This window comes from Bacillus cereus group sp. BfR-BA-01441, assembly GCF_022663075.1.
Lineage (GTDB): Bacteria > Bacillota > Bacilli > Bacillales > Bacillaceae_G > Bacillus_A > Bacillus_A cereus.
The window spans coordinates 18838-40784 of sequence record NZ_JAKUEU010000032.1 but is presented as its reverse complement, the minus strand read 5'-3'; the positions used below and the strand labels follow the sequence as shown (position 1 = coordinate 40784).

The following is a 21947-nucleotide window of genomic DNA, read 5'->3' as shown; positions in this document are numbered from 1 at the left end:
TGATTACCTCTTTTCAAACTGTATTGTTTGAGGTTCACATAATATAGGGATGGATAATATATTTTTGTTCCAAACTTATTTATACTTACAAAAAAATTCAAGAAAATAGATGGTAAATATCACCTGGAATATTAAGCTCGTTTTTATTAGGAGGATTACAAAGTATGACTAAAGTTGATAAGATTAAAGAAAAAATTATTGAAACATCTTTATATTTATTTAATACTAATGGGATAACTCGCACATCCATACAGGATATAATGACAGCTACTGAACTACCTAAAGGATCTATTTATCGTAGATTCAAAAGTAAAGAAGAAATTGTCCTTGCTGCCTATGACAAAAGTGGTGAGATTATGTGGAGTCATTTTCATAAAGCAATGGAAAATAAAAAGACAGCAATTGATAAAATCCTTGCAATTTTCCTTGTATATCAAGATGCAGCTAATAATCCTCCTATTGCTGGAGGCTGTCCATTACTTAATAGCGCAATTGAAAGTACTGGAGTATTTCCAGAATTACAAAAAGCAGCAGCAAAAGGTTATGATGATACAGTAATGTTAATGGCTTCTCTCATAAAAGAAGGAATAGAGAAACAAGAACTTAAAGAAGATATAGATATTATATCGCTCGCTTCTTTTCTTGCATCTTCAATGGAGGGAGCTATTATGGCAAGTCGCGTATCTAACGATAATATACACCATCATTATTTTATTGAACAAATAAAACATCATCTTTTCACTTATTCTAAATAAGTGAGAACTTGCAGTGTTTCCATCCGATTTTTATAAACTTAAATTGAATAAATACCCCTTATGAACAGTATCTTTTGTTTATGAGGGGTATTTGAATAGCTTTTTAGACGATATTCATGTTTCTTATTGAACGGCTTTGTTATCGTTACTACAGAAAAAGCAATAAAGAATTACATATAAACCGATTTATATGTTTTAAGTGTTTCTATATTGGGTTTGTAAATCTACACAATAAGGTTTCATTGTATATAATAAGTGGAATAGAAGTTTAGTTAGATAAAATCCGGTAGTCGAATTTTTTTGCATAAAGCTGTATAATGCTTGTAACGAAAGGGAAATACAGGAAGGGATTTGTAATGAGTTACTATGGAAAAAGATAAACAACAATTAAGCGTTGAAGTTGCAAGATTATATTATCAATCAGATTATAGTCAGCAAGAAATTGCTAACAAATTAAATATTTCAAGACCGACGATTTCTAGATTGTTAAAGTACGCGAAAGAAAAAGGGTTTGTTCAAATTAGCATCGCCGATCCATTTGCGGATTTAGATAACGTTGGGAATTTACTGAAAGAAAAGTACAACTTGTTAGAGGCACATGTTGTATTTTCTCCAGTACCGGAATATGCAACGATTACAGAGTATATAAGTAAATATGCTGCTGAGTATATGGAAAAGACGGTTAAAAACGGTGATATTGTTGGTGTAAGCTGGGGCATGACTATGTATGAAATCGCTAGAAAAATCGTACCGCAACATGTAAAAGGGGTAGAGGTTGTCCAGCTAAAAGGTGGTATTAGTCATTCAAGTGTAAATACATATGCGAATGAGACGATAGCTTTATTTGCAGATGCTTTTCAAACGACGCCAAGAAATCTACCTCTTCCAGTTATATTTGATAATGCAGTGACAAAAGAATTAGTGGAGCAGGATCGACATATTCATCACATTATCGAAATGGGAAAACAAGCGAATATTGCAATTTTTACTGTAGGAACAGTGCGAGACGAAGCGTTATTATTCCGATTAGGTTATTTCGATAAGGATGAAACAAATTTACTCAAAAAACAATCGGTCGGTGACATTTGTTCACGTTTCTTTGATGGAGACGGAAATATTAGTAGCGAAGAAATCAATAAGCGTACCATTGGAATTGAGTTAGAGGAACTGAAATTAAAGAAACGCTCTATTTTAGTTGCAGGTGGTAATAGAAAAATAAAAGCAATTGATGGTGCGTTACGTGGCGGGTATGCGAATGTATTAATTATCGATCAGCATACAGCAAAAGAACTGTTACATTATCAAAAAGGTTAGAAATAAAAGGAGTTCTCAAAATGTTAATTTTGAGAACTCCTTTTATTTTGTTATGTATGAATGATAGGAGTCTTTTTTGAACACAATTTGCCTTTTTAAAAATAATTATGGATATGGAGATACATACTACCATTGTTAACATAGAAAATTTGATTATATAGGAACTGTTCTTTGTTAGAATGCGCTTTATTTACTACAAGAAAATTCCTTTTAAAAAAGAATGAACAAAATTTCAAAAGTGTATTTACATTTGTTCAACTAAGAGTTAGAATGAAGTTGTTAAAAGATATGAGGAGTGAAGATAATGAACATTGCAAAGTTAATTGACCATACAATTTTAAAAGCTAATACTACTAAAGAAGATGTTATGAAAGTAATCGAAGAAGCAAAGGAATATAAATTCGCTTCTGTTTGTATTAACCCAACATGGGTAAAATTAGCGGCTGATGAACTAGCTGGACATGATGTAGACGTTTGTACTGTAATCGGTTTCCCATTAGGAGCAAGCACTACTGAAACAAAAGCATTTGAAACAAAAGATGCTATTGCAAAAGGTGCAACTGAAGTTGATATGGTAATCAACGTAGGCGCTTTGAAAGATGGCGACAACGAATTTGTTGAAAAAGACATTTATGAAGTAGTACAAGCAGCAAAAGGAAAAGCTCTTGTAAAAGTAATCATTGAAACTTGCCTATTAACAGATGAAGAGAAAGTACGTGCTTGTGAATTATCAGTAAAAGCTGGTGCTGATTTCGTAAAAACTTCAACTGGATTCTCAACTGGCGGAGCAACTGCTGAAGATATCGCATTAATGCGTAAAACAGTAGGACCAAACGTTGGTGTAAAAGCATCTGGCGGTGTTCGTACACGTGAAGATGCAGACAAAATGGTAGCTGCTGGAGCTTCTCGCGTTGGAGCAAGTGCTAGTGTTGCAATCGTATTAAATGATGCAAAAGGTGCTACAGATAACTACTAATCGATAAAAGCTTAAAGCAATAGATATACGTTTAAAGTATATCTATTGCTTTAATAATTGAAAAAAATGTAAGCGGATACGAATGGGAGGAAACGGCTTATGAAATACTTAATCGGTGTTTTTGGCCTCGTATTGATTTTAGGTATCGCTTGGCTTGCTAGTAATGATAGAAAGAAAGTCAAATATCGTCCAATCATAACGATGGTTATATTACAATTCATTTTGGGGTTTCTATTATTAAATACAAGTGTAGGGAATATATTAATTAGCGGAATAGCAGATGGTTTTGGAGAGCTATTAAAATATGCCGCTGACGGTGTGAATTTCGTATTTGGTGGATTAGTAAATCAAAAAGAGTTTTCGTTCTTTTTAAGTGTATTAATGCCAATCGTATTTATATCAGCCTTAATAGGTATTTTGCAACATATTAAAGTATTACCTATTATTGTGAAATCTATCGGTCTAGCATTAAGTAAAGTAAATGGAATGGGGAAACTAGAATCATATAACGCTGTTGCATCTGCGATTTTAGGACAATCTGAAGTATTTATTTCAGTTAAGAAACAACTAGGGTTATTGCCAGAGAAAAGAATGTATACATTATGTGCATCAGCAATGTCTACAGTTTCTATGTCTATCGTTGGATCATATATGGTGTTATTAAAACCACAATATGTTGTAACCGCTTTAGTGCTTAACTTATTCGGTGGTTTCATCATTGCTTCTATCATTAACCCATATGAAGTTACTGAGGAAGAAGATATGTTAGAAGTACAAGAAGAAGAGAAGAAGACCTTCTTTGAAGTATTAGGGGAATACATTATTGATGGATTTAAAGTTGCGATTACAGTAGCAGCTATGTTAGTCGGTTTCGTTGCTCTTATCGCATTCATTAATGCAGTATTTAAAGGTGTAATCGGTATTTCATTCCAAGAAATTCTTGGTTATGCATTTGCACCATTTGCATTTATTATGGGTGTACCTTGGCATGAAGCAGTTAATGCCGGAAATATTATGGCAACAAAATTAGTATCAAATGAATTTGTCGCTATGACAGATTTAGCACAAGGAAACTTTAATTTCTCAGATAGAACGACAGCGATTATCTCTGTATTCTTAGTTTCATTTGCAAACTTCTCTTCAATTGGGATTATTGCAGGGGCAGTTAAGAGCTTAAATGAAAAGCAAGGGAATGTAGTCGCAAGATTTGGTTTGAAATTACTATTCGGTGCAACATTAGTAAGTTTCTTATCAGCAACAATCGTTGGCTTATTATTTTAATAGATTTATATAATATAAAAAGGAATGGTGATTGTAATGAGAATGGTAGATATTATTGCAAAAAAACGTGACGGCAAAGAATTAACGACTGAAGAAATCAAATTCTTTATTAATGGATATACAGACGGAAGTATTCCTGATTATCAAGTGAGTGCGCTTGCAATGGCAATCTTCTTTAAAGATATGACAGATCGCGAACGTGCAGATTTAACGATGGCGATGGTTGAGTCTGGAGAAACGATCGACTTATCAGCAATTGAAGGAATTAAAGTAGACAAACATTCAACTGGCGGTGTTGGTGATACAACAACATTAGTATTAGGACCGTTAGTAGCTGCTTTAGATGTACCAGTAGCAAAAATGTCTGGTCGTGGTTTAGGACATACAGGCGGAACAATTGATAAATTAGAAGCGGTAGAAGGATTCCACGTTGAAATTACGAAAGAACAATTCATTGATATTGTAAACCGTGACAAAGTAGCTGTTATTGGACAAACAGGAAACTTAACACCTGCAGATAAAAAGATTTATGCATTACGCGACGTAACAGGAACTGTTAACTCAATTCCTTTAATCGCAAGTTCAATTATGAGTAAAAAAATTGCAGCTGGTGCTGACGCAATCGTACTTGATGTAAAAACAGGTGCTGGTGCATTTATGAAAACAGAAGAAGATGCAAAAGAATTAGCACATGCAATGGTACGTATCGGAAATAATGTAGGACGTCAAACTATGGCTGTTATTTCAGATATGTCACAACCACTTGGTTTTGCAATTGGTAACGCTCTAGAAGTGAAAGAAGCGATTGATACGTTAAAAGGTGAAGGTCCAGAAGATTTAACAGAATTAGTACTCGTATTAGGAAGTCAGATGGTCGTACTTGCGAAAAAAGCAAATACATTAGAAGAAGCTCGTGAAATGCTAATTGAAGTGATGAAGAACGGAAAAGCAACTGAGAAGTTTAAAGAGTTCTTAAGCAATCAAGGCGGAGATAGCTCAATTGTAGACAATCCAGAAAAAATGCCACAAGCGAAGTATGTAATTGATGTACCTGCAAAAACTTCAGGTGTTATTTCTAACATTGTTGCAGATGAGATTGGTATTGCAGCTATGTTACTTGGTGCAGGTCGTGCAACGAAGGAAGATGAAATCGATTTAGCAGTAGGATTAATGTTACGTAAAAAAGTTGGCGATGCAGTAAAAGAAGGCGAGCCTTTCGTAACAATCTACGCAAACCGTGAAAATGTAGAAGATGTAAAAGCAAAAATTTATGAGAATATTTCTATAGCTGAAACAGCAGTGGCTCCTAAATTAGTTCATACAGTTATTACTGACTAATCATCATTTCATTTACTTTGAGGGGGAAATAATATGGATAAGAAAAAATATATTGAAGAAGCAAACAAGATGTTATCGAAAGCGTATATTCCGTATTCTAAATTTCCTGTTGGCGCAGCGTTAGTTACGAAAGAAGGGAAAATCTATACTGGTTGTAATATAGAAAATGCTTCTTATGGTTTATGTAACTGTGCAGAAAGAACAGCAATATTTAAAGCGGTATCAGAAGGGGAGCGCGATTTTAGTTACTTAGTTATTACAGGAGAAACTGATGGACCGATTTCACCATGTGGTGCGTGTAGACAAGTAATTGCTGAATTCTGTGATCCGAAAATGCCTGTATTACTAACGAATGTAAAAGGTGATGAAAAAGAAGTGACTGTTGAGCAATTACTTCCAGGTGCTTTCACAATTGACGATTTAAAATAAGTTAAAAAGCCATTTTGCAATTATTAATTGCAGAATGGTTTTTTTTGTTCATATTCCGTTCATAAACTTTGCGTAAAATGATTGCAGCGAATATGGAAAGTTTACAGCAGGAGGAATATAATGAAGAAATTCTATAATGCGGCATGTAGTTACTTATTGGTTTATGATTTTGCTAAAAAAGTCATTTAAATAGATAGGAGTGGAAAGTATGATAGCACTTTTATCAAGTGTCGTAGCAGTTTGTATGGCTGTTGGGGTAATGTTTCTACGTTTTAAAGCAGCGAAAAAGCCGGTAACGAAAAAGAAAATTATATTGCCGCCAATTTTTATGAGTACAGGCGCAATGATGTACTTTTTACCAGAGTTTCGATTAACATCGTTAGAAATAGTCGAGGCAATTAGTATAGGGCTTATTTTCTCTATTTTTCTTATTAAAACAACTAAGTTCGAAATAAAAGGCGAACATATATTTATGAAACCGTCAAAAGCATTCATATTTATTTTAGTAGGCTTATTAGCTGTACGCGTGGCATTAAAGTCATATTTAAGCCAATCAATTGATTTGGCAGAGTTAAGCGGAATGTTTTTCTTACTTGCATTTGCGATGATTGTGTCGTGGAGAATTGCGATGTATCGCTCGTTTACTAAATTAGAAAAGACAATAAACAGAGCTGGAATTTCTATATAGGAAATCCAGCTCTGTTTATGTTTTATTAAAATTCTTTAGCGCGGAACTCATTTGCTTAATTTTAAACGTATTTGAGCATCTTGTAATGCGGCTGGTGTAACGTTAAGACCATTTTGATCAACAATTTTTGTGTTTAATAAAATGGAATCTAAGCTTCCACGAAATGTTTGTGTATAGTTTTGACGCAACATTTGTTGTTCTTGTTTTTCATCAACTGTTAATCCAGTTGCTTTTTCTTTTTTGGACAATTCGTTAATACGGAATAAAATATTTTTCATTTGTTTCACCTCTAGTTAGATTTAATTACATTAGCTACTTACTAATGTATAGTTATTTTAACCTATCTTTTAATAAGTGTCAATGTCTATAAAATGCCTTGTTTTGTAAGTGTATGGGGTGAGAGAGAATGTAAATGACTACTAATACTTGAAATAGAAAAGATGTTAATATACAATACTGTGGTAGGGTATATTAAGTTGTTGTTTTACATTATGAAAGCAATAAGCAAAAAGGAGTATGTAATAATGAATGCAGTAATTTCAAAGAAAGAAACAATCATCTCATATACGATTGCTATTTTATTTATTTTAGCCATGGTAACAGCGGGTGTGTTATTAAATGATCCGGAAGTTATTCTGCCGGAAATAGCAGCGATGGCAATTGCTTTATGGGCGTATCGTGAGCCAGGATGGTTAAGGCAACCAGAAAAAATCTTCATTGCACCTTCAATAACAGCTGTGATTGGTTTTATGGTGAATCAAATGGATATTGCTTATTTAGGGAAAGTAAGTTTAACGCTTGTATTCATGATGCTTTTTTTACGTGTAATTCAATCCAATTTAGCACCATCTATTGCGACAGGTTTATTACCATTAGTAACAAATGCGACGGAATGGTCATTTGTTATCGCGGTATTCGCTTTAACATTTATTTTAATGGTTGGTGTTCTTATATTTAAATTGAATAACGGTATTAAGCGAAAAGTGCAAATACAGTATAAATATATGACTGTATTTCTCATACTAAATTTCGTATGGATTAGTTTATGTTGGATAACTGGTTATGAACAATTAGCAGTTATTCCACCAATATTAGTTGTTGTATATGAATCACTTCAAAAGCCGATGTACAATGAAAAAATGGCTTTTAAACAAATAGTAGTATTAACTACATCTGCAACTGTTGGAACAATATTGTACTTTGCGATTGATTCATGGATTGTAGTCACTTTATTAAATATGATATTAATGCTTATTTTATTAAAAATTGTTGGTGTACGTATTCCAGCAGTGTATGCATTTCCATTATTGCCGCTCGTATTTCCAGATGGAATGATAAAGATGTTACCAGTAGCTTCATTTGTTGCGGGAGTATTTTTATTTGGTGCAGTACTACTGTATAAAAAGTGGGAGATGAAGCAAAAGGGCATGGCAATGTAGATAGAGTAAAGATAGCTTTTAATTAGTAAAATAAATAGACACCTGTGAGTGTCTATTTATTTTATGAAAAATTTAGTTTAATTCATTTAAGTAATGAACAAGTTCCGATGCTTTAGAGAAAAATGGAGAATGATCAGCTTCTAAAGTAATAATTTTCTTGCAAGGTGTTTCTGTATTCATTCGGCGCTGAAAATCAATTGGAATCGCTCTATCTAGAGTCGTTTCAATATAAATGCGATCTATGGCTCCAAAGTTTTCTTCAGATATTTTCAGCTCTTGTTGGAAGGGTCCTAGTGGTTGAGGACGCATTTGATTAAAAGATGCTTCTTTAATAGAACCGTCTTCTGTAGCATTTAAAAATGTTTGTTCAATTAGATTAGGTATAAGTTCAGCAGTCAAGTCATTTTCATTTATAGTGAATTGCGGGCCATCTTCTCCGTCTAATTTACTACCAAGACTTTCTCCATTTCGTGGTAAGAAAGCACAAAGATATACTAATTTATCGATTTTATTTGGTATAAGTTCAGCAGTTTGAGTAATAACGATTCCACCCATACTATGTCCAACAAGAATAACCTTTTCATTTTGTTGATTTATATTAGCTGTTACTGCATCAACATAGGAATCTAACGTTATATTTTGTGAAGGAGTTGTATCTTTCCCACTTCCAGGTAAGTCTAGTGTAATAACAGTGTGACCTAAAGCCTCTAGTTGAGGTTTTACTAATTCCCATGCCCATTCACCTTGCCATGCTCCATGTACTAAAATGTAAGTACTCATTTAATCAACACTCCTCTAGGGTATATAAGTTTCATCTATTTGTAATATTGATGATGTATACTCAGTGTAAATGAAGTGGTTTCATAAATATAATGAAGGTTATTTATAGATGATATAAATATATTTTATATAAGGAGAACAGAATGAATGTTTTTGATTTTAAAGTCTTTACATATGTGGCTCGTTTAAATAGTATTAGTCTGGCAGCAAAGGAATTACATATGACACAGCCAGCAATAACCCATATTATTAACAAATTAGAGAAACGATATGCTATAACGTTATTTGATCGCTCTAGACAAGGAACGATTCTAACTGAAAATGGAAAAGAATTTTTAGTTGGTGTGAATCGACTTCTAATGGAGTATGAAAAACTTGAGGAAACAGCTTTCCAGTTGAAGAATAAAAGCTTGTATAAAATTGTACTAGCTACGTATCCTTCCGTTACTGTATATTGTTTGGCGGAGTGTATTCAACTAGGGAATATTGATCATAGTCAATATGTACTTGCAGTTCGAGAAGGAAGCTATCAAGAAGTGTTAGATTGGCTATCATCAGGTAGTGCAGATTTTTCTATTTCTATAAAAGAAAATTTAATACAAGGATTTCATTATGATGTCATTGGTGAAGATCCGTATGTTATGGTTTCTTCAAAAAAAGTTCCGCCTAACCTTACTATTAATGATATAAAAAATTATCCTTTTATTATGCCGCTTTCTGGTTGCAAAGAAGTGCTCGAACCGTATTTGATGAAAAATGAAATAACAGTTAATAAAGTGATGGAGTCAGAATCAATTAGTTCAGCATTAGCACTTACTATACAAGTTAATGGCATAACAATCGTTCCGTTATCAGGACTACATAAGCAAATTATTAATGATTTCATTGTGCAACCGATAGAAATTACAATTCCACGACAACTTATTATGCAATGGTCACCTAAAAAAGAGAATGACCCGCTGTTTCTCGCGTTTGTTAAGAATTTATTAGCTCAACTACAGCAAAAGAAAAAATGAATATAATATTACAAAAGATAAGCTCATTTCACTAGAGCTTATCTTTTGTATGTATTACCAATAAAGAGCAGTATCATAAAATCCGATTAAAATAAGGAGAAAACCAGCTATACGCTGAATGCTATTTCCTATTTTCCTGCTCTTCTTTAGTAATGCCCCGTTTAATCCCAGATAGGAGATGAAGGACATTAATACGACGATAGGAAGAGCAGTTCCTATCGAAAAGAACGTTGGAAACAAGTACCCGTAATTAAATGATAAAGATAAAGGGATTAACGTTCCAAAAAATAGAACGAACATAGTCGGACAAAAAGCTAAGGAAAAGAAGAATCCGAGTAAAAATGAACCAACTTCATTTTGATTTCGTATAAATTTAATCGAGAAGAAATATCTTCTTTTTATAATACCTGACAACAGTAGCCCCATTAAAATTAATAGGGGTCCCATCATTTTTCGTAACCATGGAAAATACAAAGTCAATATTTGCTGAATCTCTTTTCCTAAAAACCATACTAATAGTCCAAGCGTCGTAAAAGCCATTATTTTTCCTAAAATGAATAAAAGTATATGTTTCCATACATGTTCCTTTTGTAAAGATTGGTTGCTATAAAGTGTAATAGCACTAATGTTTCCTGTTAATTGGCAAGGAGCAAGGGTACCTACTATGCCTAATAAAAACGAAAATAAAAGAGGTACAGATTTCGTAGCATTCGCGGCATCCATTAAAGGAGACATGAGTTGATAGCTCCATTCACTAATTGTTGAAAACACGTTATATTCACCCTTCTACTTAAATTGGAATGTTCCTTCATTAGCAATCTGCTTCCACGTATTACCCTCATCTGTAGAGAGGAATACATTTGATTTCATTGTAGCAAATACGATTTCGGCTGAATTTTGAGGGTTTTGTGAAATATACATAATTGCATCTTTAGAATCTAAAGGTGGAATTTGTATGTTTGTTTCTTCATTTGTAGCAATGGATTTCTTCGTTACGATTTGCTTATTGATAGGCGCATAAATAACATCTTCATTACTTAATGTAATTGCGGTCGATTCAAGTGATTTAGCGAATATTTCAAACGTATTTCCGTAATCTGTAGATAAGTAAACACCATCTTTAGTACTTACCGCGACTACACTAGATTGATCTGGATGTACTGAAAAGGAGTGGATTGCACTTGAAAGCCCCTTCAATTTACTAGTTTTCCATTCTTGTCCATTGTTCGTACTGAAGTAAAAACCTTGTTGCAATTTAGAATTTGGACGTTCATTGTATAAATAAATTGTTTCCGTATTATATCCGACAGCAAGGTTATGAAAATCAGATTCTCCATAAAAAGCTAGCTTTTCGAGAGTATTACCACCATCAGAACTTTTCATTAATCCTAAAGGATTTTTTAAATTTGCTCCTGGTTCAGGATGACCGCTGGCAAAGAACCCGTTCTTCGTTGCCTGAAAGCCCATATAATCATGTAGTCCAGTTTTAGCTTCAAGCCATTTGCCATTTTGATAAACTTTTATCCCGCTATGAGTGGCGATAGAAACCCCAGACATATTTCCTGCATAGCCAATTCCGTGAATGTGCTCGATTTTTCCAGATGTAATTTCTTTATAGAAGTCTTGCGGACTCGTATTTGCTGTTTCTATATTTTTTGGTTGAGATTGCGCCGTTTCTTTTTTCACTGTTGCTGTTTCGACGTTGCTAGAACATCCTGAAATTATTAATAAAGAAGTAATTGCTAACCCTGTTGCTACATAATGTTTCAAAGTTATGGCTCCTTTCCTATATATGAGATTTTAAGTATATGGAATAAATATCAAGAAATTGTGGAGTGGTATGCATAATTTAGCGTGGAAGAGGCCCGAGTAATGAAAATTCTCCTTTCACTATGAGTATAATTAATTGACGAAAAATTATAACAATAATAGAATAAATTGTATTGATGATTAGTTTCACAAGCATACATAGAACACTAGGGGGATTATTATGAAATCAACATTTTTTGCTCAAAATAGAGAAAGACTAACGAAAACATTACCTGATGAATCCGTTACGATTTTATTTGCGGGACAAGCACCGCATATGTCAGCTGATGCACATTATAAATTTGTACCGAATCGTAATTTTTACTACTTAACGGGAATCGATGAACCAAATGTTATTTTTATGCTGAAAAAGTTTGGGAATAGTGTAGAAGAGACACTTTTCATTGAAAAATCAGATCCAGTAATGGAAAAATGGGTTGGGAAGACAGTTTCTAGCGAAGAAGCAGAGGGAATTTCAGGTATAAAGAAAGTTGTATATTTAGATAGCTTTGAAAAGACAATGTCAAATATACTTTTTACAGAAAATGCGAAGCATCTATATTTAGATATAGAACGTCGTGATTGGAATGGTACGGAGACAAAAACATTAGCATTTGCTAAACATGTAAGAGAAAAATACCCACACGTAACAATTGGTAATGTATATCCGAACATTTGTGAATTACGAGTATTTAAAACAGAGGAAGAAATTGAAATTATTAAAGAAGCGATTGCTGTAACGAAAGATGGTATTTACAATGTGTTAAAAAATGCAAAAGCAGGCATGATGGAGTATGAATTAGAAGCTCAATTTGATTTTACACTGAAATCATCTGGCATTAAGCACCATGCGTTCAATACAATTTTGGCGAGTGGGAAAAATGCTACAGTTCTTCATTATGAAGATAATGATGCACAAATTCAAAATGGTGACTTAGTATTACTAGATTTAGGTGCTCAAAAAGACTACTATAACGCTGATATTAGTTATACATTCCCGGCAAATGGAACATTCTCTAGTCGTCAAAAACAAATTTATAATATTGTATTAAAAGCATTAAAAGAAACAACAGCGCTTATTAAGCCAGGATTAAAGTTCGCTGCATTAAATGAGCATACAAAAAAGATAATGGCAGAAGAGTGTAAAGCAATTGGTTTAATTCAAGAAGATGAAGAGTTATCAAAATACTATTATCATGGTGTCAGCCATTTCCTTGGTTTAGATACACATGATGTAGGAACATATAAAGATAGAGTGTTAGAAGAAGGTATGGTTATAACAATTGAACCTGGTCTTTATATTGAAGGAGAATCAATTGGAATTCGTATTGAAGATGACATTCTTGTAACGAAAGACGGGTATGAAAACTTGTCAAAAGATATCATTAGGGAAGTTGAAGAAATTGAAGAATTTATGAGTGTAAATAATGAACATGTAAAAGGAAACCAAGCTGTAGTTAAATAATAAAAGAGTCATCACTAATTTATTTGAACTTTATCTCGAACCGTGGACAATTAAAAAATCCATGATTCGGGATAGGGTTCTTTTCTTCGAAATACTAATCTTTAATTATTAATCCTAATAAAGTAGCAAACTGAACAGCTTGATATGTTGATACTTTACATCCTCTTAAATCGTTCACTGAAACTGTAAGTGTATCAAAGGTAGAAGAACTAATATCTATCCCCTTCAGTGATGTCTGATCAAAATTAGCTTCATCAAGACTACATAATTGGAATTCAACTTTTTTAAGTTTACAGTCAAAAAAATCTGCATTATTTAATGAAGTTTCATTGAAGATGATTTTTTCTAGTTTGGAATTTCCAAATGCCGCTAAATTCAAAATTGAATTCTCAAATTTAACATTTCCTAAGCTAGATTCTGTGAAATTTACTCCGATTAATTTACTGTTTTTAAATTCGACTCTGTGAACAGAAGAATTGCTTAAATTAACATTTGATAAATCACAGTTTTCAAAACAAACATCTGTAATATCAATATTGCTAAAGTCTGTATTAGTAAACTTACAGTTTTTTATCACCGCATCATATAATCGCACTCTATCTACAGATTCATTTTCGAAAGTGGAGTCTATAATTTCACACACTTCCAATGTTGGATCTTCTTCATAAAAAATATCTTGAAAATTCTTTGAAGATAACTCTGGTGAAATTTTTGGTCTATCAATTTTCATCGTATATCAATCCTCTTCTATTTGATATATTTGTGTAATTTGAGTCTATTGTCTTCTTGTAAGGAACATTAGTTCTTATTATACAAAAATGTAAGTTCTTTTGTGAAGAGCATTTTAGCTACATTTTTCTTATTTAATAATAGCAGTGTTATTGTTTCTTAAGAAATAACGTCAAAACAAATACGAGAACGGCTAGTATAGTCGCTACAAGGAAAATATTTTGTATTTCTAAAATATTCGCCTCTTGTAATGTCTCCGCTTTTAGTAATCTTCCAATTAGCTTACGTAAGATCTAATTACATCTCCTTATTTTCTTGAAAATCAACTTCTATAATGATTTTGAAAAAGAAAAAGGAGGGATTTTCCATGAAGCGATTTGTATTAACAGCCGTTACAGTCTCTGTAATATTTTTAATTGCTGCCTGTTCTGTGACGACAAATATAACAACTGATCATAAAAATATGAATGATAAAAAAACACTACAGACTGAAACAGCTACAACACCATTGAAAGTTGAAAAAGGACCAGAAGTTACTTTAATAGCGAAAGAAGAAAAGCAAAAATTAAGTAACGGTGTTATTGTTCCAGTCTGGACATTTAATGGCTCATCTCCTGGTTCAGAAATTCGGGTGAAAAAAGGTGAAAAGGTGAAAGTGACATTAAAAAATGAATTATCTGCACCAGTATCTATTCATTGGCATGGATATCCTGTCCCAAATAACATGGATGGAATTCCAGGCGTGACACAAGATGCAGTTGAACCAGGAAAAAGTTTCACTTACGAATTTGAAGCGAACGTACCAGGAACGTACTGGTATCACTCGCATCAAGATTCTGTAAATCAATTAGATAGAGGTTTGTATGGAGCGCTCATTGTAGAAGATACAAAGGAAAAATATGATAAAGATTACACATTAATGTTGGATGAATGGGTTACAGATAAAGAAGAAATGAATAAGCAGTTAAAAGAAATGACAAAAGGGCAAATAGGTAATAAATCTAAAGGTAATGAAAATGGGGAAAAGAATGATGATAAGAACGGCATGGATCATTCTGATATGAACATGGGCAGTGATAAAAAAGACTCTAGTAATATGGAAGGAATGGACCATGGAAATATGAAGATGGAAGGTCATGATATGAGTATGTACGATTTATTCACAATCAATGGAAAAAGCGGTGATTTAGTAGCGCCATTAAAAGTGAATAAGGGAGATAACGTTCGTCTTAGACTCGTCAATGCTGGTTATCTATCACATGATATACATGTTCATGGCCATGATATAAAAGTAATTGCGACAGATGGTCAACCAATAAACGATCCAAAAGTTATAAAGGATAAAGTAATTTCAATCGCACCGGGTGAACGTTATGATATTGAATTTACTGCTAATAATCCTGGGAAATGGTATGTTGAAGACCATTCGAAAAATAAAGGTGCAAAAGGAATGAAAGCTGTTATTGAGTATGATGGCAGCAAAGAGATGAAAGATAAAACAGACGAAAAAGAAAAATTACCGAAAGTAGATATAATGAAATATGGTACTAAAAAATTAGGTAGTTTCACGTTAAATCAAGAGTATACTGCCACATATAATATGGACTTAAATACGCAAATGAATGGAAATGAAATGGTATATACAATTAACGGAAAGGTATTTCCGGATATTGACCCAATTCAAGTGAAAAAGGGTGATTTAGTAAAAGTGAGATTGGTAAATCGTTCTAAAATGGATGATCACCCAATGCATTTACACGGACACTTTTTCCAGGTGTTGAGTAAAGATGGAAAACCGATAGAAGGTTCTCCCATTGTAAAAGATACATTGAACTTAAAACCGGGTGAAGAATATGAAGTAGCCTTTGTAGCAGATAATCCGGGCGATTGGATGTTCCACTGTCATGATTTACACCATGCTTCAGCTGGGATGGTAACAGAAGTAAAATATACAGATTACAAATCGGATTATGTTCCAAACCGAAACATTCCTAATAAGCCAGAGTAATATTAAGCAGTTATCCTATGGATAGCTGCTTATTCATTTTTGTTGCAAGTACTAATGTATATGTTGGTTATGCCCAGGTGAAGGTGCAGGAGTATGATCTGGGAATGTCGTAAATACGGCAACGATAATTACTACACTAATTGAAAGTAATAACAAAAAACGCTGTTGGATAAAAGTAGAAAAGTTCTCCGATAACAATTGAATCACACAGGACATAGTAATCGTTATAGTAAGTAAAAGGCTAATGAACAATATACTATGAGCTTGTTGAGCGTTTAACATTTCTGTAATCATTGCTCCCATCATACTTGCCATTAATCCAGAGAACATTCCTTCTAAAGCAGTATATAGGTGAAAACGTAGACCGATTAAGAAACCGATAAAACCACTAATTAAAATAGCAAGCAAAGTAGAATATAGTAATTCCCCCTTAAAGAGAATGCCTAAGTAAAAACCAATACTTAAACCAATACTCATACTAAAAGACATAATAAATACCATATACTCCATTAGGGTACCCTTACGTTTAGAAATATAGGATGTAATAAGAATCGAAGTACAGCAAAGTGTTAAGGTAGTTAACGTATAAGCAAACATTATGATACCTCCTTGTCCTATCGTTCATTTCATCATATGTTTATATGGAGGGTACTTATGCTTATTAATATCTGCATATTATCTGCACAATTTCATAGATGTAAGCAAAGGAACGCTTGATTTTTTAGGGCGTCTTTTTTAATTATAAGCATGTGAAAGAAATTGTTATATTATGAGTTTCTATTGTGAAGCCATAAAGAATAAGCGTATAATATTATAGGTCTCACATTTGCGAGACAAACCGCGAATGATAAATAAGATTGTTGTTTTATCATCGCTTCTAAACATATAGACAATGAAAGTAACACTGGAATACAGATAGGGAGTTATAAAATGAAATTAATTATTGCCGAGAAACCAGATCAAGGGTTGGCTCTTGTTTCACAGTTTAAATATCGCCGGAAAGATGGATATTTAGAAGTAGAAGCGAATGAGTTATTTCCAAATGGAGCGTACTGTACATGGGCAATTGGTCATTTGACGCAGTTATGTAATCCAGAGCATTATCACGCAGAGTGGAAAAAATGGTCACTTAATACGTTACCGATGATTCCAGAGCGTTTTCAATTTGAAGTAACAAAGTCGAAGTATAAACAGTTTAACGTTGTGAAACAGCTGTTACATAATCCACAGGTAACAGAAATTATTCACGCAGGCGATGCTGGGCGTGAAGGGGAACTGATCGTACGAAATATTATTAATCTTTGTAACGTGCAAAAGCCGATGAAGCGTCTATGGATTTCGTCTTTAACGAAGCAAGCTATTTACCAAGGGTTTAAAAATCTACTTGATGAAGCAGATACAATTAATACGTATTATGAGGCGTATACAAGGTCATGTGCGGACTGGGTCGTTGGTATGAATGCATCACGTGTTTTTAGTATTTTGCTAAAGAAAAAAGGAATGAATGATGTATTTTCTGCTGGTCGTGTCCAGACACCAACGTTAGCATTGATTGTAAAGCGAGAGAAAGAAATTGAAAACTTTAAGTCAGAGCCTTTCTGGGAAGTGTTTGCAACCTTTAATATAGAAGGAAAGAAATATGACGGAAAATGGGAAAAGGATAATGAATCCCGCTTAAAAGACCCTGATATGGCGAATAAAATTGCGGCATTTTGCCAAGGGAAACCGGCTGTTGTGAAGGAAATGAAAACGGAGCGTAAAGAGTTTCAGCCGCCGCTTTTATTTAACTTATCATCACTGCAAGCAACGGCAAATAAAGCCTTTAAGTTTTCACCGAAAAAGACGCTTGATATAACGCAAGCACTATATCAAAAAGGGATTGTTTCTTATCCACGTTCAGATTCTAACTATGTTACACAAGGAGAAGCAGCGACGTTCCCTGATATTTTACAGAAGTTAAGTCAGTTTGATGAATATAAAGGCTTATTACCGGCTCCGGTTGAATCCATTATGAATAACAAGCGTTATGTAAATGAAAAGAAAGTAACAGATCACTACGCAATTATTCCGACAGAGCAAGTTACAAACCCAAGCAGACTCTCAGGTGATGAAAAGAAAATATACGATATGATCGTAAGAAGGCTTATTGCAGCTCATTATGAAGTTGCAATCTTTGACTATACAACGATTGTAACGCTTGTAGATGAACGTGCTGAATTCATTTCAAAAGGAAAACAGCAAATTCAAGAAGGTTGGCGTAAAGTTATTTTCCAAGACGATAAAGATGACGAAACCATTCTTCCAATTGTAGCTGAAGGCGAAGAAGGAAAAGTTGTAAAGGTGAAAGTGAAAGAAGGAAAAACACAGCCACCGAAGCGCTATACAGAAGGACAACTTATTACGTTAATGAAAACAGCTGGTAAGTATTTAGAGAATGAAGAGCTGGAGAAAGTATTAAAGAAAACAGAAGGTTTAGGAACATTATCTATAAAAAATGTCTGTGCATAAACTCAATATTGCAAGGAAACGTTTATAATGCAAGCTTTAATAGGAATTGAACAATGTGTGCAAAAATAATTAATGTGCAAAAATACAAGAGTATTTAGTTGAATGGTCCTTTCAGGTTTTTAAGAGTTAGGAATACCACACTAATTTTTTTTAGGAAAATTAGAATTGAATGCTGTAAGAATAGTTGGTATAAAAATTTATTTATAGTAGCATGTATTCTATATCGTTTTATGAATATTTTTTAGGTTTGATTCTGTAAATTTATATATAAGGTTATAGAGATTTAACGCTCTAATTATTTTGTATGGTAAGTTTTAAATGGATCTATAATTATTACAGCACTATATGTAATTTATTTTTAGATTAATAACTTATTTAATCTAAAAGAAGTAATACTAATATCTGGTATACTTAAAAATAGTGAAGAACTAGTAATAAACTGTATTTTAGTTTTAAAAAGGGAAATTTAAATAATTATAAATCTAAAAATGAGTAGGTACTAATTGATCATTTCTAAGTTCAAAAGACTATATTAAATTCTAGTACTAAAAAATAATATAAAGAAAAAGCTAAGGATTAAGTTGGAATAAAAGAGATAAATTTTATTGTTGTGATTTAGAAGCGGAGAGTGAAGGAATAATGCAATTAGCATTTATATGGGCAGATGATTTTGGTTGTATTTCAAAACAAGGATTTAATTTTGATGGGAATTTCGAACTTTTGTATAACTCAGATTCAAAGGTATTATATATAAAAGAAAATGAAAATTACATTGATGATTTTTTTGATGATACAAAAAAGGTTATTGATGTAACTGGTATTGTAGGTGAAAATGGAGCAGGAAAAACAACAGTTTTAAATTTAATTAAAAACATTTTCTCTCAAAAAGGTATTTTTACTAATCAGAAGTATATTATTGCATTCACAAAAAAACAAAATAAAACTAAGGAGATCTATGTTTTTTATCATGATTCATTATTGATAAAAATAGAGGATTTATGTGTTAATGACTCAGTAGAAATCATAAAAACCAATTATAATCTTGAAAAAAATAACCTTGGACGTATTAAATCATTAAAAGTGCCTACAGTACCATGCATATTTTTTAGTAACGTATTTGATACGGGTCTTGAACAAAGCATGTTATTACAATCTGAAAAAGCATTATTTAATGTATCAACAAATTATTTAATGAAAACAGATAAACACGATTGGAACTTTGATGAAGCTCTTGATATGGTTGACACAATCGAATTACACAGGGCATCCAATGTATTTAGACAGGCAAAATTTATATCAGAATCTAAGTTTAATGAATTAGGTTTTGAATATCCTGATGCTTTAGTCTTTGGCTATCCTTTAATCGAAATATTTGAAAATGGATCAAGAACTCCGGAACAATTTAGAAAAATTTTAAATCAGCTTATAAGGAAGAATGAAGAACATAAAAATGAGAAAAAAAGAAATTTGAGTAAGTTTTTATATAACATGATAAATAGTTATTTTAACCAATTTCCTGAGACCTTAGATTTTGAGGAGCAATTTATAAAGCCAATGAGTCAGGAACAAAAAGATAGTTATCTTCAAGAGGATAGTATAGATGGAATAATTAAAGTACTAAAAGATTGGAAACAAGTTTTGAAGGAATATCGTTATATATCCTTTGATACAGAATATATTGAAGGTGGGCTAAGTGAAGAATGGCTTTTAGAAGTTCAATCATTAATTAACCTTGTTAATTTACTAGTAAACGAAGAAAATATATACATATATCATAACCAACTTTGTTTGAAATTAGGGAAAGGGTATGATGCGTTAATAAAATTTATGAAAGATTATATTATTTCCTCTCGTATGCATCCCTATATTACATTAAATTGGAATTTACAATTAAGCTCAGGACAAAAGGCTATGTTGGACATGTTTTCTAGATTTTATAGTGTTGCTATTGATATAAATAATTTAGCAGACAAGAATATTTTAATCTTGATAGATGAAGGTGAATTATATTTCCACCCACAATGGCAGAAGAGCCTTTTAAAAGATTTACTAGATTTCTTTAAAATGATTTACCATAAAAATATTCAGGTTATCTTGACATCTAACTCTCCCTTTATAGTATCGGATTTGCCTAAACATAATATTGTTTTTATAGGGAAAAAGGCTGGGGGAAATGGCATTATTGACACCTTAATCAATAAAAAACAAACTTTTGCAGCTAATATACATACATTATTATCAGATTCATTTTTTTTAGAAGGTGAATTAATTGGGGATTTTGCAAAAGAAAAGATAAATTGGCTTATAAATATATTAAGTGGTGATATTGCTAATATAAGGGAAAATGAAGAGAGAGTTCGTAAATTAATAAATATCATAGGAGAACCTATTATTAGAAATAAATTAATGAGCATGCTAGAAGATCAATTAAAAATAAAGTTAATAAGTGTAGATGAAGAAATAGATAAATTAAAGAAAAAAATAAAGAATCTAGAAGATAGACTGCTTTCAGGTGATCTAGATGATTAAAATTGAATCAGAATCCTTAAATATACTTGTAAAAAGGCACTATGAATATATTAGTTGTAAATATCTCTATAAAATACATGATTTATTGAATGGAGGACCTTTCACTAAGGAACAACATACTTTTTTCGAATACTTGTATGATAATAGAAAAGACATTATAACCGCAAAACCTAAAACTTTGTATGATATTTCTATTGCTTGTAAAGGTATGCTATCAAGAATGGGGTCTAATGAAAGAGAGGAAGTTTACACCAAATTAAATGAAATTTTTAATTATGAATCATTTTCAGCAGAAGAGCTAAGAGAATTTGGATATTCTTTTACTAAAATGTTAAAAAAAATAAAGTCTCTTGTTAATAATGCTACATTGAAAAATATAGAAAGAGAAATAGGTCGGAGTACTTCTTTGGAGCAATTATCATTCTTGAAAACTAATATAATTAATTTGGTAAAGGAATTTAGGGATAAGAATAAACATTTGGATGCTTCATTGATAAATAAAGCAAGTGAAATTATGGAGGAAATTATTTTTCAGGATTTCCCAACCCTGACTGACTTAAAAATCAAAATAAAAAACATAGTTGAAAAATCCAACTGTTGGATTTTTGAAAAAAGTGAAGAAAAATTGTTCGATATTCGAGAAGGATGGGGACCATATCAATTAGTAATGGGATTAGCTTTAAATGTTTGTCCATATTGTAATAGACAATATATTTCATCATATTATTCAAAAAGTGGAAAAACACGGGGAGATTTAGATCATTTTTTCCCCAAAAAAAATATCCTTATTTAGCATTATCTTTTTATAATCTTATTCCAAGCTGTAAAGTTTGTAATTCGAGTTTAAAAAATGATAAAGATTTCACTTATGAAAAAAATATTC

General features: G+C 32.4%; 19 protein-coding genes and 1 pseudogene. 14 read left to right on the top strand and 6 right to left on the bottom strand.

Annotated features, from left to right (window positions below):
* Nucleotides 1-164 precede the first annotated feature (164 nt).
* From MR107_RS15320 to MR107_RS15290, 7 genes are all read left to right on the top strand, one after another.
* A complete protein-coding gene (locus MR107_RS15320) occupies nt 165-755 on the top strand; it encodes a TetR/AcrR family transcriptional regulator (protein WP_025687223.1) in 591 nt (196 codons plus the stop codon).
* 366 nt (nt 756-1121) lie between these two features.
* The gene (locus MR107_RS15315; RefSeq protein WP_000409781.1) at nt 1122-2069 is read left to right on the top strand and encodes a sugar-binding transcriptional regulator; all 948 of its coding nucleotides are present in this window, start codon (nt 1122-1124) and stop codon (nt 2067-2069) included.
* Between the two features lie 304 nt (nt 2070-2373).
* Entirely contained in the window at nt 2374-3045 is a 672-nt protein-coding gene (deoC, locus tag MR107_RS15310; protein WP_001017440.1) for a deoxyribose-phosphate aldolase, read from the top strand.
* A gap of 99 nt (nt 3046-3144) precedes the next feature.
* Nucleotides 3145-4326, top strand: a complete 1182-nt coding sequence (locus tag MR107_RS15305) for a NupC/NupG family nucleoside CNT transporter (protein ID WP_000876188.1) — start codon at nt 3145-3147, stop codon at nt 4324-4326.
* Between the two features lie 36 nt (nt 4327-4362).
* A complete protein-coding gene (locus MR107_RS15300) occupies nt 4363-5664 on the top strand; it encodes a pyrimidine-nucleoside phosphorylase (RefSeq protein WP_001983022.1) in 1302 nt (433 codons plus the stop codon).
* Between the two features lie 33 nt (nt 5665-5697).
* Nucleotides 5698-6093: a cytidine deaminase gene (locus MR107_RS15295; RefSeq protein ID WP_000358533.1), complete on the top strand. Its 396-nt coding sequence runs from the start codon at nt 5698-5700 to the stop codon at nt 6091-6093.
* Nucleotides 6094-6301: 208 nt separating this feature from the next.
* Entirely contained in the window at nt 6302-6781 is a 480-nt protein-coding gene (locus MR107_RS15290) for a CcdC family protein (protein ID WP_000561074.1), read from the top strand.
* A 47-nt stretch (nt 6782-6828) separates the two neighbouring features.
* Here the strand turns inward: MR107_RS15290 and MR107_RS15285 are convergent, their stop codons facing one another.
* Nucleotides 6829-7059 (bottom strand): DUF896 domain-containing protein, encoded by a 231-nt coding sequence (locus MR107_RS15285; protein ID WP_000789783.1) that lies wholly within the window; start codon nt 7057-7059, stop codon nt 6829-6831.
* 246 nt (nt 7060-7305) lie between these two features.
* Between MR107_RS15285 and MR107_RS15280 the strand changes: the two genes are divergently transcribed.
* Entirely contained in the window at nt 7306-8220 is a 915-nt protein-coding gene (locus MR107_RS15280; protein WP_000994724.1) for a membrane protein, read from the top strand.
* A gap of 72 nt (nt 8221-8292) precedes the next feature.
* Here the strand turns inward: MR107_RS15280 and MR107_RS15275 are convergent, their stop codons facing one another.
* Nucleotides 8293-9000, bottom strand: a complete 708-nt coding sequence (locus tag MR107_RS15275) for an alpha/beta fold hydrolase (RefSeq protein ID WP_000109165.1) — start codon at nt 8998-9000, stop codon at nt 8293-8295.
* Nucleotides 9001-9143: 143 nt separating this feature from the next.
* On the opposite strand from MR107_RS15275, the gene MR107_RS15270 reads away from it, so the two are divergent.
* Nucleotides 9144-10016, top strand: coding sequence for a LysR family transcriptional regulator (locus tag MR107_RS15270; protein ID WP_063245903.1), 873 nt, complete (start codon nt 9144-9146; stop codon nt 10014-10016).
* Between the two features lie 54 nt (nt 10017-10070).
* On the opposite strand, the gene MR107_RS15265 is transcribed toward MR107_RS15270, so the two are convergent.
* Nucleotides 10071-10787 (bottom strand): urease accessory protein UreH domain-containing protein, encoded by a 717-nt coding sequence (locus MR107_RS15265; RefSeq protein ID WP_000493100.1) that lies wholly within the window; start codon nt 10785-10787, stop codon nt 10071-10073.
* A gap of 15 nt (nt 10788-10802) precedes the next feature.
* Nucleotides 10803-11786 carry a F510_1955 family glycosylhydrolase gene (locus MR107_RS15260; RefSeq protein WP_063245902.1) on the bottom strand — a complete coding sequence of 328 codons (984 nt, stop codon included), beginning with the start codon at nt 11784-11786 and terminating at the stop codon, nt 10803-10805.
* Between the two features lie 220 nt (nt 11787-12006).
* On the opposite strand from MR107_RS15260, the gene MR107_RS15255 reads away from it, so the two are divergent.
* Nucleotides 12007-13290, top strand: a complete 1284-nt coding sequence (locus tag MR107_RS15255; protein ID WP_063245901.1) for an aminopeptidase P family protein — start codon at nt 12007-12009, stop codon at nt 13288-13290.
* A gap of 94 nt (nt 13291-13384) precedes the next feature.
* On the opposite strand, the gene MR107_RS15250 is transcribed toward MR107_RS15255, so the two are convergent.
* The gene (locus tag MR107_RS15250) at nt 13385-14020 is read right to left on the bottom strand and encodes a pentapeptide repeat-containing protein (RefSeq protein ID WP_000687270.1); all 636 of its coding nucleotides are present in this window, start codon (nt 14018-14020) and stop codon (nt 13385-13387) included.
* A gap of 366 nt (nt 14021-14386) precedes the next feature.
* On the opposite strand from MR107_RS15250, the gene MR107_RS15245 reads away from it, so the two are divergent.
* Nucleotides 14387-16027 (top strand): multicopper oxidase family protein, encoded by a 1641-nt coding sequence (locus tag MR107_RS15245; protein WP_000820031.1) that lies wholly within the window; start codon nt 14387-14389, stop codon nt 16025-16027.
* A gap of 51 nt (nt 16028-16078) precedes the next feature.
* Here the strand turns inward: MR107_RS15245 and MR107_RS15240 are convergent, their stop codons facing one another.
* Nucleotides 16079-16624 (bottom strand): hypothetical protein, encoded by a 546-nt coding sequence (locus MR107_RS15240; protein ID WP_000458541.1) that lies wholly within the window; start codon nt 16622-16624, stop codon nt 16079-16081.
* Between the two features lie 333 nt (nt 16625-16957).
* Here MR107_RS15240 and topB point away from each other — a divergent pair.
* The 3 genes and pseudogenes from topB to MR107_RS15225 all read left to right on the top strand — a co-directional run.
* A pseudogene (gene topB / locus MR107_RS15235) lies at nt 16958-18508 on the top strand (DNA topoisomerase III); the annotation flags it as partial.
* Between the two features lie 666 nt (nt 18509-19174).
* Nucleotides 19175-21064, top strand: a complete 1890-nt coding sequence (locus tag MR107_RS15230) for an AAA family ATPase (protein ID WP_242292497.1) — start codon at nt 19175-19177, stop codon at nt 21062-21064.
* A complete protein-coding gene (locus tag MR107_RS15225) occupies nt 21057-21857 on the top strand; it encodes a hypothetical protein (protein WP_242292496.1) in 801 nt (266 codons plus the stop codon). The genes MR107_RS15230 and MR107_RS15225 overlap by 8 nt, the downstream gene beginning before the upstream one ends.
* The last annotated feature ends 90 nt before the right edge of the window (nt 21858-21947 follow it).